15 protein-coding genes and 1 pseudogene are annotated in these 16,489 nt (G+C 57.9%); 4 read left to right on the top strand and 12 right to left on the bottom strand.

Going from position 1 to position 16,489, the window contains the following annotated elements; all coding sequences use genetic code 11:
• Positions 1-25: 25 nt before the first annotated feature.
• Positions 26-772 carry a TetR/AcrR family transcriptional regulator gene (locus FHT28_RS16395; protein ID WP_234903988.1) on the top strand — a complete coding sequence of 249 codons (747 nt, stop codon included), beginning with the start codon at positions 26-28 and terminating at the stop codon, positions 770-772.
• Between the two features lie 130 nt (positions 773-902).
• Entirely contained in the window at positions 903-1,325 is a 423-nt protein-coding gene (locus FHT28_RS16400; protein ID WP_037200557.1) for a GFA family protein, read from the top strand.
• A 214-nt stretch (positions 1,326-1,539) separates the two neighbouring features.
• Here the strand turns inward: FHT28_RS16400 and FHT28_RS16405 are convergent, their stop codons facing one another.
• From FHT28_RS16405 to FHT28_RS16435, 7 genes and pseudogenes are all read right to left on the bottom strand, one after another.
• Positions 1,540-2,292, bottom strand: coding sequence for a pirin family protein (locus FHT28_RS16405; protein WP_210255773.1), 753 nt, complete (start codon positions 2,290-2,292; stop codon positions 1,540-1,542).
• Between the two features lie 160 nt (positions 2,293-2,452).
• Complete coding sequence (locus FHT28_RS16410) at positions 2,453-3,082, bottom strand: NAD(P)-binding domain-containing protein (RefSeq protein WP_168596761.1); 630 nt, start codon at positions 3,080-3,082, stop codon at positions 2,453-2,455.
• Between the two features lie 28 nt (positions 3,083-3,110).
• Positions 3,111-3,713, bottom strand: a complete 603-nt coding sequence (locus tag FHT28_RS16415; RefSeq protein WP_168596762.1) for an NAD(P)H-dependent oxidoreductase — start codon at positions 3,711-3,713, stop codon at positions 3,111-3,113.
• A 281-nt stretch (positions 3,714-3,994) separates the two neighbouring features.
• Positions 3,995-4,411: pseudogene (locus FHT28_RS16420) on the bottom strand (nuclear transport factor 2 family protein).
• Positions 4,412-4,478: 67 nt separating this feature from the next.
• Positions 4,479-4,688 (bottom strand): NAD(P)-binding domain-containing protein, encoded by a 210-nt coding sequence (locus FHT28_RS16425; protein ID WP_210255774.1) that lies wholly within the window; start codon positions 4,686-4,688, stop codon positions 4,479-4,481.
• A gap of 194 nt (positions 4,689-4,882) precedes the next feature.
• Positions 4,883-5,635: a glucose 1-dehydrogenase gene (locus tag FHT28_RS16430; RefSeq protein WP_168596832.1), complete on the bottom strand. Its 753-nt coding sequence runs from the start codon at positions 5,633-5,635 to the stop codon at positions 4,883-4,885.
• 353 nt (positions 5,636-5,988) lie between these two features.
• Positions 5,989-6,309: a hypothetical protein gene (locus FHT28_RS16435; protein WP_210255775.1), complete on the bottom strand. Its 321-nt coding sequence runs from the start codon at positions 6,307-6,309 to the stop codon at positions 5,989-5,991.
• Positions 6,310-7,120: 811 nt separating this feature from the next.
• Here FHT28_RS16435 and FHT28_RS16445 point away from each other — a divergent pair.
• A complete protein-coding gene (locus FHT28_RS16445; RefSeq protein ID WP_168596763.1) occupies positions 7,121-7,990 on the top strand; it encodes an AraC family transcriptional regulator in 870 nt (289 codons plus the stop codon).
• 267 nt (positions 7,991-8,257) lie between these two features.
• On the opposite strand, the gene FHT28_RS16450 is transcribed toward FHT28_RS16445, so the two are convergent.
• From FHT28_RS16450 to FHT28_RS16465, 4 genes are all read right to left on the bottom strand, one after another.
• Positions 8,258-8,626, bottom strand: coding sequence for an SPW repeat protein (locus tag FHT28_RS16450; protein WP_168596764.1), 369 nt, complete (start codon positions 8,624-8,626; stop codon positions 8,258-8,260).
• A 258-nt stretch (positions 8,627-8,884) separates the two neighbouring features.
• Complete coding sequence (groL, locus tag FHT28_RS16455) at positions 8,885-10,504, bottom strand: chaperonin GroEL (protein WP_168596765.1); 1,620 nt, start codon at positions 10,502-10,504, stop codon at positions 8,885-8,887.
• Between the two features lie 501 nt (positions 10,505-11,005).
• On the bottom strand, positions 11,006-12,322 hold the full coding sequence (locus FHT28_RS16460) for a DUF4010 domain-containing protein (protein ID WP_168596766.1): 1,317 nt from the start codon (positions 12,320-12,322) through the stop codon (positions 11,006-11,008).
• Positions 12,323-12,449: 127 nt separating this feature from the next.
• Positions 12,450-13,955 (bottom strand): trypsin-like peptidase domain-containing protein, encoded by a 1,506-nt coding sequence (locus FHT28_RS16465; RefSeq protein ID WP_168596767.1) that lies wholly within the window; start codon positions 13,953-13,955, stop codon positions 12,450-12,452.
• 136 nt (positions 13,956-14,091) lie between these two features.
• On the opposite strand from FHT28_RS16465, the gene FHT28_RS16470 reads away from it, so the two are divergent.
• A complete protein-coding gene (locus FHT28_RS16470; protein ID WP_037200564.1) occupies positions 14,092-14,616 on the top strand; it encodes a universal stress protein in 525 nt (174 codons plus the stop codon).
• A gap of 85 nt (positions 14,617-14,701) precedes the next feature.
• Here the strand turns inward: FHT28_RS16470 and FHT28_RS16475 are convergent, their stop codons facing one another.
• A complete protein-coding gene (locus FHT28_RS16475) occupies positions 14,702-16,489 on the bottom strand; it encodes an ABC transporter ATP-binding protein (protein ID WP_168596768.1) in 1,788 nt (595 codons plus the stop codon).

Genomic DNA, 16,489 nt, shown 5'->3' on the forward strand with positions numbered 1-16,489 from the left:
GCAAGGCTAGCCGACTGCTGCAGCCATGTCGCTTGAGCCGATGACGCTGATATCGCTCATGTTCGTGCTTCCCTTTGCCTCCATTTCCACGCTTTCGAACAGCGCATCTGTTGCCATTTTTCAAACATTCACTATATCTATTGGACCACTGATCCAAATATATGGATCACCGATCCTTTTATCAAGGCAAGATATGCGAGCCGACGCTAGGAAAAATTACGACCATATTCTCGCGGTCGCGCGTGACGTCGTCGCAGAGCACGGCGTCAACGCATCTATGCGCGATATTGCCCGCCGCGCCGGCGTCGGGCTGGCCACGCTGCTTCGTCATTTCCCGACGCGGGAAGCCTTGTTTGAAGCGTTGGTGTGTACGAAGCTGGACGCACTGACGCAGAAGGCAGACGAGCTCGAAATGTCAGCCCGGCCTGACGAAGCACTCCTGTCTTGGTTTCGCGAATGGATAGCATTCGCCCAAGGCCAGAAGGGCGTCGTCGCAATGATGGCGGCCGCACATACGAACCCGGATTCCGCCCTTTATGCTTCATGCGCTGCGGTGCACTCAGCGAGCGCGCGATTACTGGCCCGTGCTCAGGGAGAAGGCAGGGCGCGCGCCGACATGAATGGGGACGATCTGTTTGGCTTGATGTCGGCGCTCGGATGGCTCGTCGACTTACCTTCATTTGCGCCTCGGGCCGACCATCTCACTCACATTGTCGCGAGCGCCATCCTGGCTAATCCGTCGAGCAACGATGTTGAGAAGGCAGTGTATTGAACAACGTCCGCATCTAACGGTCGATGCTCGCCCTCAGCCAAACGGGAACAGGCCGCCCGCTGCGCAACCGTAGAGGATCTACCTTTGTTCCAGCCGTGGAGACTACTCAACGCGTACTGAGGAGAATATGATGACCAAGAAGACCTACCACGGCTCCTGTCATTGCGGTGCCGTCGCATTTGAAGCCGCGATTGATTTCGAAAAAGGAACGACGCGCTGCAATTGCTCAATATGCAGCAAGGCACGATTCTGGTTCGCGATCCTGCAGGCCGATGACTTCAAAATAGAAAAGGGCGAGGATAACCTGTCCGACTACACGTGGATTCCGCCCGGCAAATCGAAGGCAAATCTCCACTATCGGTTCTGCGAGACCTGTGGTGTCCGCACATTTGGACAGGGAGACAAGGAATCACTCGGCAGATTCTACGCAGTGTCTATCGCCGCGTTGGACGATATCGGGCAGGACACCGACCAAATTGCCAAGTCGATAAAATATGTCGATGGCCGCCACGATGACTATGAGCACGAGCCGGCCGACACGCGCCTCCTGTGAATGTTGTTGAGAGCAAAATCCTGGTCTCTGAGCTGGACGCGCATCGGTATCCGTTGGGTCTCAAACCTGCATGTGTTGCCGCTCCACATGCGGCGCGGATAGCGTTGATAATGAGTGCGGGCCGGTGCAGCCGGGTCAATCCTCGGCATCGCCGCTGTCGACTTGCAGTTCCGTTCCGCCGGAAAACCGCAATCCGCGAAATCGATTTGGGTCTTCAGAAGCGGCCGGCCCGGTAGTCGGCGAACGCTTGCTGGATTTCCGCCTGCGTGTTCATGACGAAGGGGCCTCCAAACGCGATCGGCTCGCGCAAGGGCTGGCCGGCGAAAAGCAGAAAGCGGCCGGCAGCGCCCCGCGCCGATATGGTAAGTTCCGACGATCCCGGCTCCTCCGATCGCGTCAGCCAGCCAAGCTGGCTGGCCTCCAAAAGGTCACAGGCGGGCCCGATCTCGACCGCGCCTTCGAGGACGTAGACAAAGGCATTGTCGGTCGCTGCAAACAAGCGCCGAAACGCACCACCGTTTTCGACCCGCACCTCGAACATCGCAACAGGAAGATGGTTGAGTGTGGGCGAGATCATATCGCCGTAGGCTCCGGAAAAGACCCTGATCTCAACCCCATCCTCGCTCCGGACCGGCAAGGCGGAAGCCACCAGATCTTGGTAGCGTGGCACAGCCATCTTCTCGGTCGCAGGCAAATTCACCCAGAGCTGCAGAGTATGAGCGATTGTCCCGGCCGGAGGGTTTTCCTCATGCTGGATGCCTCGGCCGGCGGTCATCCATTGAGCATCGCCGGCATGGATCACCCCCTCATATCCGGCGCTGTCGCGATGCTCGATCGACCCCTCAATGACGAATGTAACCGTCTCGATGCCGCGATGTGGATGCAAACCGAATAGCCCCGGCTGCGACCAATCCTCGGCCATCAGGACGAACGGATCGGCGAACGCGGCGTCCGGTGCGTCGATCAAACGGCGCGCGCGATGTCCGGCGACCTGTCCCGACACGAATCGGGGGGCGTCGATGCGCGCTAATCCTCGAACAAACATCGGTTTGGGGGGTGTTCATGCTGACTCCTTCTGAAACGGCGACTAATTCGCGGACTCACAATGGACGCGGCTCAAATTTAGCTTAGCGAACGATCCGGCGGACGAAGTGCAGTTCCACAGCGGATAGAGGGCCGCCGAGCTGTTGCATCGCACCGCCGTCCGCCAGAGAGCCGAGGTCGAGCGCGACCAAGCCAGTCGAATCGATAAGTTCGACCACCAACGCCTTGGCATTGCAATCGTCTCCTGACACGAACAGTACGGTCTTCGGCTTCTGCGGCGAGAAATCCTGTATCCATGCCATCGGCATATTGCTGATCGACTTCACCAGCCTGGCCCCGGGCGCCATTGCGGCGACGATCTCGCTCGACGTGCGGCCCTCCAACGCGTCAATCGATCTTGCTACGCCGGCGGCGCTGATGTCCGGTTTCTCGCCCACGTGAGCGTTCGTCCCGTCGACGAGTATGCGGCCGCTCCAGTCGATTCCCTTGAGCGCCTTGGGCGCATCCGCCCAATTCGTGGCGAGGATCACCACGTCGCATTCCACAGCTTCCTGCTTGGATCCTGCGCTGGCGGCCGGACCCAGATCGGCGACGAGCCCCGCCAACGCCTGCGGCCCCCGCGAACTGGACAGGACGACCTCGTGGCCTGCACCGATCAAATGACGACCCATGGTCGTAGCCATGCGACCAGCGCCGATGAACCCAACTTTCATAATCTTTTCTCCCCGATCAAACGCTGACTCAAGCAGCCGCAGCCAATGCAAGCACTTCGCCGAACTCCTCGACCGCCGTCTCGCCTGCCATTCCAGCGCGCGCACTGCCGGCGAGTACGATGTCCAGATCTGTAATTCCGATGAACCCCAGCACCTGCCGGAGGTAGCTGCTGGCGTGATCATAGCCTTCGATCGGCGAGCCCGGACTGAAATCACCCCCGCTCGCGAAAAGGACGGTGGCCTTCTCGCCCGTCAACTGCCCGACGTTGTCGACGACGGTGACGCCGACCCGGACAATATGGTCGATGTGGGCCTTCAGCACCGCCGGGATGGTGAAATTGTACTCGGGCGCGCCTATGATGATGCGATCGGCCGCCTGAAGCTCGGCGACCAAATCATTGGAGATCTTGATGGCGGCAGCGCTCTCCGGTGAATGTTGCTCCGGGGGCGTAAACGCGCCGCCAATCCATGGCAGATCGACAAACGGCAGGGTGGTCTTGACCAGGTCGCGTTCGACCACCTCGCCGCCCGGGTGTGCTGCTCGCCATTTTTCGACGAAGAGCGACGTGAGCTTACGAGAAGTCGACCGCTCGTATCGAGGGCTGGCGTTGGTGGCGAGAATTGAGGTCATTTTGGAGCTCCAATGCGGCAAAGGTTTGCGGTTGCCCCGGGAAACGGCAGGACATTCGTTGACCTCAGCCATTCGAGATGGTTGGAGACGGACTTGGGGTCCCAGCCTGGATCCGCGGAAATAGCGCAGTCGGGCATTGGCCCGGTCTCCAGCTGCCACTATAGATTGTGGATATAGGCAACAGCGCTGCACATGCGCGGCCGCCGCGGTCAGTCCGGCGGGGCCGCCGCCGATAACGAGGCAGTCGACCCGCCGGTTGTGCTGCCTCGTCATCGTGAGGCTCAGGATCTGGGGCTCGCGGCCGTCTCGGAGGCCCGCGCCAGTGCCTGGGTATCGATATACTCACGGATGTTCTTCAGCTTGCCATCTCAAACGGTGATGTCGAAGACCCAGTTATCCTCCCACGCCTTGCCGGTGGCCTTTATTTTCCCCTCCGCGGAGCCGACGACCAGAACCCGATCGCCCTGCGCCACGTATTCGGGAGGCACCAGGAATGACGTTTCCAGCTCTTTCGAGGCCGTCTGAAGCAAATCCGCCAATCCGGCGTGTCCGCGGTGTGTACCGGCCAGCGGCCAGCCCTCGCCCGGGACGATCCATTCGATGTCTTCGGCAGACAAGGCGATCAGGGCTTGCTTATCGCCTTCACCCATCGCCGCGAAGAATGCCTTAACAGTCCGTACGTCGTCTTCGATGCTCATCGAAGTTTCTCCCTTTTCCTGGTGTCGGTTGCGTTGTGGACCTACCCGAAAGCGTGCGGTCGGTGGCTCAGCCGATCTCGACGTTCACGGCGATGTTCCGGGAGCCGGCGCCATTCTTGGCGAGGTCGATGATCACCTTGCCGCCGAGGGCGTCGCCAAAGTCGGCCACCACCGCGGCGTCGCTGTTGACGACCTCGACGGTGTGTCCGGCATTGGCGATACGACCCGCAACCGCAGTAGCCATGGTTCCTGAGCCAATGATACTGATAGCGCTCATGTTTAGTATCCTTGTGAGTTGGGGCATTGTTCGTCCTGTCTAAGCAGGGCATCCCCCGGTTGAGATTTCGATGTCCGCTAGGCTCGTTGCGAACCGGCTCCCTGCCTCAACTCAGCTGCATAGAATCAAAATTTGCGAAGCGGGGTCCCACGACTGGCTGGCCGGAGGCCAGCCAGTCGTGGGACCCATCCGGGTCAGACCTGCGCCCAACCACCATCGACGGCGAGATCGATACCGGTGATGTAGGAGCTTTCATCGGAAGCGAGGAATGTGAGGGCAGCCGCGATTTCCTCTGGCTTGCCCCTGCGCCCCATTGGGATCTGTGCAGCAAACTGGGCGACCGCCTGGTCGGCTTGCTCAGCGGTAAGGCCGGTCGTTGTCGTCAAGGCGGGAGTCTCGATCGCGCCGGGGCTCATCGTATTGACGCGGATATTGCGGTCCTTCAGCTCTTGGGTCCAGGACCGCGAGAAGCTGCGAACAGCCGCCTTGCTTGCTGCGTAAGCGCTGAACGCTGGCAGCCCCATCACATTCGAGACGGAAGAGTTCAGAATGATTGATCCGCCGTCTTTGAAGATGGGAAGGGCCTTCTGCACCGTAAAGAACAACCCCTTCACGTTCACATCGAAGGTCTGGTCAAAATGGGCCTCAGTAGCTGCCGCAAGCGGCGCGATTGTCCCTGCGCCCGCGTTTGCGAAGAGAATGTCAATGTGACCATGTTTCTCTTTCACGGTGGCGTAGAGCCGGTCCAGATCTTCCAAGCGCGAGACGTCGCCCACGACTGTTGTCACGTTTCTCCCGATAAGGGCCGCGGCCTCCTGTAAGACATTCTCGCGCCGCCCCACGATTACGACCTGCGCACCTTCTTCCACGAAACGCTTGGCTGTGGCCAAGCCAATCCCGCTGCTTCCGCCCGTAATCACGGCGATCTTTCCATTCAGTCTTGTCATATCGTATATCCTTCGCGTTTCTTGAGTTTTGTCGGATAGTGCCTCTGTTGCCATTTGCACGTTTGCCCTATCCAACGGATCATCGATCCGCTTATAAACGGATCACTGATCTGTATATTCGGATCACCGGTCCACTTTTCAAGGTGCCTCACGCGCTCTGAGGCAAATAAAATTACAGCCACATGCTTTCGGTCGCGGGAGATGATCACTGTAAACCGGCTCTGAACAATGAACCCGCTGAGATCCTGTAACAGTTTGAATTAGGAAAATCGGAACATCGATGAGGTCATGCGCAACGCAGGTATGGTCGCCACTTTCTCCACAACAAGGAATATATTTCAATAACTTAAGCCTCATACCAGCAGGGTCATTCTTGGATACTTGTTCACACGCTCGATAAACGCCGAGACGCGTGCCTTTGTCTGCGCGTCGTCCCCGGCGATGAACACGTCCAGTGTGTGGCCCTCGACTGGACCTGTAGACAAGACACCGGCGTTCTGGGTGTTGAACGCCTTGACCACTTCCGCATCGGCGGGGGCGACCTTGGCGATCTCCTGCGCGCCGAAACTGTCCTCAGGGTTCAGGAAGCCCGTGAAATCGGACTTGACGGCAAGGCCGCCGAGCGCCGCGGCCATTCCGCCTGATCCGATTATGCTGACAGTGCTCATGCTCATGCTGCGTCCAAAACGTGTGCGATATGGCTTCGTTCCTAAAACTAAAGATAAAGGGTGATTTCGCGATATTGCTGCTGTCGACCTCAGCAGAATATCGGTGCGTGGCTTTTCTGGAAGGTCGCGCTCCGACCTGGAACCTGGATGAGCCTCGACAAACGCTTGATCCGCAAAGACGGCCGCTAAGGGCTGGCCGGAAGGCTTTCTCGAACGCGAGAAAGCAATCTTCATGGCCCGAACAATCTCAAGCCCATCACGGGACACCCGTACAACATTGCCAAGTTCTGTTGCTTAGCTGCGCGAAACCTACCCACAGGCCAGCTGGCAGCAACATGACAATTTCGGCGACTTGGCGCTGCACATTCACGTATCGCTCCGTTCTGAGGGCGCGCAGTTGCGCCAAATGGCCGAAGAATTTCGGGGTGGGAAACGGACCGCGACGGATTTTCGACGCACCTTCCCCCGCGTAAGGCCCAATTCCTTCAGCATCTGAATGGCACCACAACGTCGAGGAGCACTTCTGTTTTCCGAAGTTTCGGGCGCTTGATCAGAATATGGTTGCGGGATTCGATCTCCTCTGGAAAGATCACAGGACCATCCATGAAGCTCTCTCGCTGGCCGAGCCAGTCACCCGAGCTATCTAGGCCGCACCCATTTTATTTTGGCAAAATATTTAAATCGCGGGAAATGCAGCAGAGTCAGCAGCATGCAGTTTCTCAGAAAATTGATAGTGTTGCCGGCAGGAACATGAAGCCTTTGAAAGTGTTTGCCAACTGCCGAGGAATTTTATCCTACCTGCATTTGGAGACGAATTATGAGACCGCTGAGCGAGACGATTGCTGCAGTAGGCAAACCAATGTTCCTACATTCCGTGGGAGAAGTGTCCTCGCCCAAAGCGGTGGTTGCTCGATTTTGCCACAACGGCGGTGATTTCGACATTGCTGCATCCGATATCGTGCGGGTTACGATCAATCTGCAAGATGGCGTCCCCGTCCGCCATGAGACGGGCGACGTTCCGCCGCGTTCCTATATTGCGGCGGTCGGCAACGTCTCAGTAGTGCCAGCACATCAACGCACCCAGATTGCCGTGCGAGGCAAGGCAGACTTCTTGCAACTATTTCTTCGTGAATCATTTCTAGACGGGGCGGTTGAAGGGCAATTTTCCTGCCAGGCGTTGTTCAATTCTCATGATAGCGAACTACAGGCGGCGGCGATGCAAATCTTCGTTGCAGCGACACGAGGCGAGCCGGACGATTCACTGCTGTTCGAATCGGGAATCCATCGTATCGCGGCCCGCCTGTCGGACCGTGCCAGCCATGAGCTGATCCAACCCACCCAAGGAGGCCTTGCTCCGGCGGCTCTCCTTCGAGTCAACGACATGATCACCGCAGCCTTGGATGACACGTCCGTCGCGTCGCCCACTTTGGACCAGCTGGCCGGCGCCGCATGTTTGAGCGTCAATCACTTCATTCGTGCGTTCCACCAACAGACCGGGGTGACACCGCATCGTCACCTCGTTCTCCGCAGGCTTGAACGCGGGATCACACTCCTGAAGAAGCCAGGGAAGTCTGTCGCCGAGGTCGCCGACGGTGTCGGCTTCGCAACGCCGGCGCACTTCGTCGCAACATTCAGGCGAACAATGGGTGTGACGCCTGGCGCATTCCAGGCTGCTCTCCTGAGCTAATCGTCGGCCCGGGCCGCCGGACGGTGACCGCGAGTTCAATGCTCCACCCACCACGAGGCATCGGATGAACGTCGCTCATACGCACTGCGACGTCCCAATTGCTGCACGGTTGTCGTCCGTGCGCAGCAAGGCGTCGCTCTTAGCAGTAAATCGGGCTCTTCCTCATATGTGGAACGACCCGGTTAGCAAGGTGTTTATTGCGCAAATCGCCGTCGGATGGTGCAGTCATATGTCCGGCCTATTTGGCGCGGTCTATGCTCGAAGCCATCATTCTTGCCAGTCGCGTCCAATCTTTGGGCGCCTTGAGGCAAAGGCCAATCCACTTATTATGACGAGAACCATACCGGCCAGTACAAAGTTGTAGGTGAAAGTAATGTTGTCACTGAAATCAGCGACCCACGGAATTACAAGGAGCACCATGCCTAACAAGACCTTCACCCAATCGGTCCAGATCTCCGGATCAAAAATTCCGGACATTGAGACGATCGCAAGTGCCAGTCCGGCGATCGATCCGGCAACCTCTATCATCGTGGACGCCGAAGTCTGAGGTAGAAAAATGGGAACGACCCAAGGCGCTGCGACTATATAGATTCCAAGGATAAGACTTAGCCAGTTCTGCCAACGTGGTTCATTCATTGTAGTCTCCATTGCTAGAACTATGCCATCCTAATGCATCGGCTATTGGCGTTATTTGAGCTGAGTCAAATATTCAGCCGTCACGCTTTAATTTATCGAAGATAGACTGGTATCGAACTTTCTCGCTAGCGAACGGCGCTCAATCGTTCTGTCCACATTGTGACAAGGGTGTCATGCGGATGTGCCGTCACGACGCGCTCGCCTGACAGCCGGACACAAGCACGCAGTCGAAAGGGTCACAATCGGCGACCCCTGCGTCTATATCTCCATCGGCGGCGGAGCCGGCTGTGGGAGTGGCTCGGGGATCTCCGTCATTGTCGCCTCGGTCAGCAGCAATATGCTGGCAACAGAGACTGCGTTCTCAAGTGCGACGCGTATAACTTTGGTTGGATCGATAATGCCTTCCTGCAGGAGGTCGACGTAGCGATTGCGGGCGGCATCGAAGCCCACGACTCCCTCGCTTTCGAGCATCCTGGCAACAACGACTCCGCCGTCCACGGCCGAGTTTTCGGCGATCTGCCGCGCCGGAACTTCGAGCGAACGCTTCAGGATCTGAACGCCTGTTCGCTCATCCCCTTCGCAGACCTCCTCTTCCTGGCTTATAGCTTTTATGCATCGCAGCAGCGCGAGCCCGCCACCGGGAACGATGCCTTCCTCGACCGCGGCCTTGGTGGCATTGATCGCATCGTCGAAGGCATCTTTCTTGGCTTTTACCTCCGCTTCCGATGGAGCGCCGACACGAATGACGGCCACGCCGCCGGAAAGCTTGGCAAGCCGTTCCTGCAGTTTTTCCTTGTCGTAGTCGCTGGTCGTCGTTTCAATCTCGTTGCGGATCTGGTCACTGCGTCCCTTGATGGCCTGTTGCGTGCCGCCGCCGCCGATGATCGTCGTGGTGTCCTTGTCGACGACGATGCGCGTTGCCGTGCCGAGTTGCTCGAGGGTGACCTTGTCGAGCTTGAAGCCGAGATCTTCGGAGATAAGTTGAGCTCCGGTCAGGATCGCCAGATCCTGAAGCGTTGCCTTGCGGCGATCGCCGAAGCCGGGAGCCTTGACTGCACAGTTGCGGAACGTTCCGCGGATCTGATTGACAATGAGGGTAGCAAGCGCCTCTCCCTCAACATCCTCGGCTATGACGAGAAGCGGCCTGCCAGATTTGGCGATTTCCTCAAGCAAACCGACCAGATCGCCGAGTGCCGAGATCTTTCGGTCGAAAATAAGGATACGGGCATCTTCCAGGATGGTCTCCATCTTTTCAGAATCCGTCGCGAAATAAGGTGAGATGTAGCCACGATCGAACTGCATACCATCTACCAGGTCGAGGCGGGTTTCCATTGTCTTGGCTTCCTCGACGGTGATTACACCTTCCTTGCCGACCTTGGACATGGCCTCGGCGACGAGCTTGCCGATGGCTTCATCGTTGTGAGCCGAGATGGCCGCGACCTGCTGCATCTCCTTATCTGTCGTGACCGGCTTGGAAATATCGTGCAGTGCCTTGACGGTCCTGCTGACCGCGCGGTCAAGGCCGCGCTTGAGATCGATGGCGCTGGCGCCAGCCACCACATTTCGATGGCCGTCCGCCAGGATTGCATGGGCGAGTATAGTCGACGTACTCGTTCCATCTCCGACCATTTCCCCGGTTTTCTCAGCAGCGGCGCGCAGCATGCGCGCCCCGAGATTTTCCTCAGGCTCTTTCAGATCGAACTCTTTGGCGATTGTCACTCCATCGTTGCAGACGATTGGAGCGCCCCATTTCCTTTCGATCAGGACCGACTTGGAACGTGGACCGAGCGTGATGCGAACCGCATCCGCCAATCTGGTTGCACCTAGAAGAACCTTGCCCCTGGCTTCCGCATGGAAGAAAACTTGTTTGTGTGCCATTTCCCGTCTCCCGAAGTGGCCATGAGATCGCCTGACGGCTCATCAGTATTCGGTAACACACATTCGCCGGAATGAATTTGACCGACGTCAACGAGCACATGGGCAGGAAATGGGTAGGACAGAGAAGATTGATCTTCCGCAATGCAGTCCAGTGCTTACGACTTTAGGCCTTTGGTTTATCGAAGATCGAGAAGGCCACAGTGAAGGCATTGTTCATGACTACAATTCTTTCTTCGGCAATGAGGAATTGCGCGGTATCGGGGCGATATGTTCATGTACCGGACCATCCGTTCCGGACAGGCCGCTATCGCGAACGCATGAAGCCGGTTGGAAAGTTCGACCCGTGGTGTGCAGACGCCAAACTCGGATTTCGGGATTTCTCTCCGTCGCCGATGATCGACGGCGCCTAGGTCAGTTAGCCACGATATCAGCCGCCGGACTTTGGCTCTGCCTAACTCCCAAGCGTCATTGAGCTTCCGAATGCCGAGAAAACTTGGCGGCTCAATATAGGCCGAATACCGCAAGCTGTGCCTTGACCAATCCCAAAATCATTGACTGATAATGCAGGGCGATGCTGATTATTCCCGCCGCCATGGCACCGAGGGTGACAAGGAGCAGGCGTAATGAATAGAGCCTTGTGCCGGCAAGTGTTGCCAGGGTGATTTTTGTTAAAAGATTCGCTGCGGCGGCAAGAGCAATCCCGTATGCAGCTGAAATGTCGCCGATTTGCACCGGAACCAGCCTCGCCACAGTTAATGTGATTGCATCAAGATCGCCAAGGCCGGAGACGAAGGCTACCGCGAGGAAGGACCTCGAACCCAGTGTTGCGAGCGCGGCATGCGTTGCTAAGCTGATGATCATCAGAATGCCGGCGAATCGAAGGACAACCCATATTTCCAGCGGGTTAGCCGGAATGAAGTCGGGCAGTCCGACGTTATTGCGCCAGGCGCTGCCGAGACTGCCCGCCGCAAGGACCGCTGCTGCAGGTAAAAGGACGGTAATTAGTATCTGTGCGGTCTGTGGCGCAATTACAGCGCAAAGCAGTAGTGTGCGTGTCAGGGATACCGCACCTGCCGCCATAGCTCCCGAGGACAGAGTAGTCGACAGCTGCGGCGCTCGGCATGACTGCCGAGCAAAGGAGAGCGTAACTGCAGTAGAGGAAACAGCGCCTCCCGCGATGCCGGTCACAATGATACCAGCCCCGGAACTCATGAGCTTTATCAGGACGTAACCGACAAACGAGATGAGCGCGACCGATATCGTCATGACCCATAACTCGAAGGGATTGATCGCTCCCCAGGGATCGAGGGCTCTGTCGGGCAGAATGGGAAGGACGATAACGGTCATGGAGAGCAGGATCAGGGCGGCGCGAAGCTCGAGCCACGTCAGCCTTCGCAAGAATCCATGCAATGGCTCACGGGCGGCCAGTAAGACAGTAATGGCAACGGCCGCGGCCGCCGTTGCCGTCATGTCGGCGACAACCGCTCCCAGTCCAAGTGCGAATACGACGAGCGCGGCAATGACACCTGTGGCACTATAGTCGCCTTCCTCCGCTGCCTGCATGTAGCTGAAGATGATCATCGCAACGCTGAAGACGAGAAAGATCGCTATCGGCAAGAGGGGGCCAACAGCCGGATAGAGGAAGCCACAAAAACCGCCCAGGAAGCCGGCGAGTCCGTAGGTTCTGATCCCGGCCGTTCGTTTGCCCGCGGGGGTCTCACGCTCTTGCCAACCGCGTTCGATGCCAACGAGAATGCCTATGGCGAGAGCCAAACTTAGGCGTTGGAATGCTTCCATTGTAGTCATTGTAGCAATCATGGTCGCTGACCTCATTTGGCATGGCCCGCTGTTAGCTTCCGTGCCGTGTCGTGGGGTAAGCCGGGGCCTGGAAAGAAAGCGGATCAGCGTTCCGGCCGCATCCGATGCATGCCAGAGTTTCGGATCGTCATTTTACGATGAGAAAACGCCGATGGCCGTCCCGAAATATTCCAAGCAGCAGGAGAGTTTTCTGTTTCTGGGCCAGGTCGGCAACCATCTGTGGTGTCGGGCTGAGCTGTTGATTGACACTGACGATTACATCGCCGGTTGTCAGTCCGGCTGCCGCCGCTTTGCTACCATCAATCAAGGCCGACACCAGCGCTCCCTCCACCTTGCCGTAAGCATCGGAATCGGATCCGAGCTTGTCGAGCGTGACACTCTCCAGCAATCCCTTTCCTTCGACTTCGGCCGGAACAGGCAACTGGTCTTCCGGAAGCGTCGCGCTGAGCGTTGCATCTAGGTCGACCCTACCGGCTGGACGAAGCAGTGACAGCCTCACAGATGTTTTCGGGACGTAAGACGATATCCTCGCATGCAGTTCGCTGGCATTTTTAATCGAGGAATCGTTAACGGCAATGATGACGTCGCCGGGTTTTATTCCCGCCGCTGCACCCGCCGATCCCGAAATGACATCGTTGACCAATGCGCCAATGGATACATTGATCCCCAGAGCTTTCTCGAAGTCTGTATTGTTGTCCTGCACTAGAACGCCGAGGTGGCCGCGGCGAATTTCACCATGGTCAATCAGTTGTTGCATGGTCCCTCTCACCGTGTTGATCGGGATGGCAAAGCCGATGCCGATATTGCTGCCTGAGGGGCCGATGATGGCGCTGTTGATGCCGACAAGCTCTCCGTCGAGGTTGACAAGGGCGCCGCCGGAGTTGCCGGGATTGAGCGAAGCATCGGTTTGAATGATGTCCTGATCGCCTTCAACTCCAAGCTCGGCTCGGCCGAGCGCGCTGACGATTCCGAATGTGGCGGTCTGGCCGAGGCCGAAGGGGCTGCCGATGGCGGCGACGTAGTCGCCGACCCGCAGCTTACTGGAATCGCCGAAATGCACGGCGATCAGCCCCGGCGCGCTGATCTTTATGACGGCGATATCGGTCTCGGGATCGGTGCCCACCACCCTGCTGTCATATGTGGAGCCGTCGGCAATCGTAACCTTGATATCGGCAGCGTTTTCAATCACGTGGTTGTTCGTCAGAATATATCCGTTGCCCGCGTCGACGATCACGCCAGCTCCCACGGTCTGGGAAATGTGCATCACCGCCGCTGCCTCCCGGGAGGCGCTCTTCGAGCGCTCTTCTTGAGGCACAATCAGCAAGCCTTCATCCCTCGACGTTTCTTTCGAGCGGACGGTTATGCTGACAACACTCGGCATGACCGTCTGCAGCATCGGTGCCAAGGAGGGCTGCAAGGGTGCAGCGCCGGCTTGATGAAAACCGACGAACAACAAAGCAGCTAGAATAGCTATGGTGAGGCCGCGGCTTCGGAAGTTCTGATGAAGACCGCCGATGGAGACGCATACCGTCCACGCTTGTGTTGCCGAAAACCCGGACATCCTTGCCGCCCCTCTTCCTGTAAAAATTGTAAAGTGACGTGAAGGAATGCGGCGTGCATTGATCAGGCGCAAATATCCTTCATTGCAAGCGAACGGGATAGTCGCCGCCTTTGATCTTCATCAATGCGTTTTGTGTGTTCCGATGCGCTACTCTTGGTATGGCTATGGTCCAATAAGCGTTGCCGCTAGATCACCAGGAGGAAGTGATATGTCGAGGAAGGTTTTGATCGCTACAGATGGTTCACCTCACGCGCAGAAGGCGGTTAAAATCGGATCGGAGCTCGCCAAGGGGCGGTATGCAGAAGTTCATTTGGTGCATGTCATGCTTTCTGGTGAGTTGGATGACGATCTCCAGCGCATGATCACAGTCGAACATCTCGATGGCCTGAGGATAGTTGATGACCCCACGATCCCACCCGTCGCTGCGCCCGGCTTTCCAATCGCTTTTCCAATCACAGATCCTGGTGCCTCGTATCGGGCCATAGAGGCGATTGGGACAGATATTCTCAAACGTGCCAAGTATGCGGTCAATGCGCATGGTGTCGATCGCGTCTCAACCCATCTTTTGGATGGGAACCCGGTCGAGGAAATCATGAAAGTGATCGAACGAGAACATCCCGACCTTGTCGTCTGTGGTGCAAGGGGCCTTTCCAGCCTGTCGCAACTCGTTCTCGGCAGCGTGTCCACCAAAATCGCCCAGCGTTGCTCTGCGACTTGCATCACCGTGCATTGATGCCGTGGTTATGGCACTAAACGACCTGCATGGTCCGGGTGACGGCGTATGCCAGGCTCTGGGAGACGTTTAGGGGAAAACAAGTTCAATGTTTGCCGAGCAGCTCATGCTCGTAAAGCTGGTCCATGCTGAGGGACGCGACCTGCGTAAACGAGGTCTGGTTGCGGACATGCCCGTCGCTAAGGATGACGATGTCGTCGCAGAACGAGATCGTGCTGCGATGATGGCTGATCACGATCGTCGTCCGGCGACCGGCACGCAATTTTAGCGTCTCGACGATGGCAGCTTCCGACAAACCATCCATGGCGTTGGTGGCCTCGTCCAGAATGAGGATATCAGGATCGCGCACAAGTGCCCTTGCCAGCGCGATCCGCTGCCGCTGTCCGGCCGACAGGCTGGCGCCCCGATAGCCGACGAGGGTTTTGTATCCATGGGGCAGCGTTTCGATGAACTCATGCGCCTCCGCAAGCCTGGCGGCATGCTCGGCCTCCGCGGGTGAGGCATGCAGTCCATAGGTGATATTTTCGAGGATGGTGCCATCAACCAGTTCAAGGTCCTGGCTGGCGAGTGCGAGCCGGCTTCGCCATTGCGCGGGATCGATACGGCTGAGTGGAAATCCGTCGATCAGAATCTCGCCCTCGTCGGGTTCGACAAAGCGGCAAAGAAGGTTGACGATCGTCGTCTTTCCCGCACCGGAGCGGCCAATGAGCGCGGTGGAGCGACCGTGGCAGATCTGGAAGCTGGCGGAGTGCAGCACCACCGGGCGCGCGGCAGAGCCCGGATATTTGAAGGTCACACGGTCGAATCTTATCTCCCGGTTCAGCCCCTCAGCCGGCGCGTCTCCCGTCGGCGGACGCGGCTTGTCGGAGGAATCCAGCAGCCAGCGGACTTCCTCCAGCGATCCACTCCAGCCTTGCACCTGGCTCCATGCCTGCTGCAAGGCGCGCACATGCGGCTGCAGTCGGTAGAGCAGGACCACGAAGGCCACAATGATCGGAAAGCTGACGCCCCAGGCCCAGGCGCTGACGACGACCGCGAGGAAAAGTGCGGAATGCAGTACCTCGGTCAGTGGAGGCAGCGCGCCCTGGCGGGTCTGCAGAATGAAGCCCGCCTTTCTGACGGCGTTCGATGCGCCGTCGAACACAGCTTTTTCGCGCGCCTCCTGGCCGAAGATGCGGATCAGCCGTCCGGCATGGACGAGGTGCAGCATTGTGCTGGCGAGTTCGTTGTTGAAGGAGGTGACGTTGCGGCTAGGCATCTTCAAGCTGGCGGAGAGGCCGGCATGCGCGACCTGGACAAGGATGAGGCCGACCGCGACGCAGAGTGTCATTTGCCACGACAACAGCAGCAGGAAGGTAAGCAGGATGATGCTCGCAGATGCGTTCACGATCGCAGCAAGCACCGTCTGTATAGCGTCCGATGCCCGCCAGGATTCATTGGAAATGATGTTCAGCAGCCGACCCGGACTTTCCTGCAGGAAGAAGGGATATCCGATCTTCAGGAGCTGGTCGGCGAGCGCGCTGCGGATCGCATGGCCCGCCTTGCCGTAAACAAAGTTAGTAAGCGCGGTATTTGCAAAGGCGATAATGTTTTTCAAGGTGATCAGCGCCAGGATGCAGGCGGCAATCGCCATCATCCGCTGCCGATCGTCCACGCTTGATCCAATCTGCTGGAAGAGAGCGGAAAGTCCACCCAGTCCCGTCGGGTCCTTTTGACCGCCGATGATGCTGAGCATCGGAATGATGAGGCCGATACCGGTGCCCTCAAGCACGGCGCTCATCAGGCCGAACATGACGACGACGGGTAGAAGGCGCATCTGTCGGCCGAGCGCTTGTCGCAGGAGTTGCAGACCCGGCAGGAGGAGTTTCATCAT

It is taken from the genome of Rhizobium sp. SG570 (assembly GCF_012275345.1).
Taxonomy (GTDB): Bacteria; Pseudomonadota; Alphaproteobacteria; order Rhizobiales; family Rhizobiaceae; genus Rhizobium; species Rhizobium lusitanum.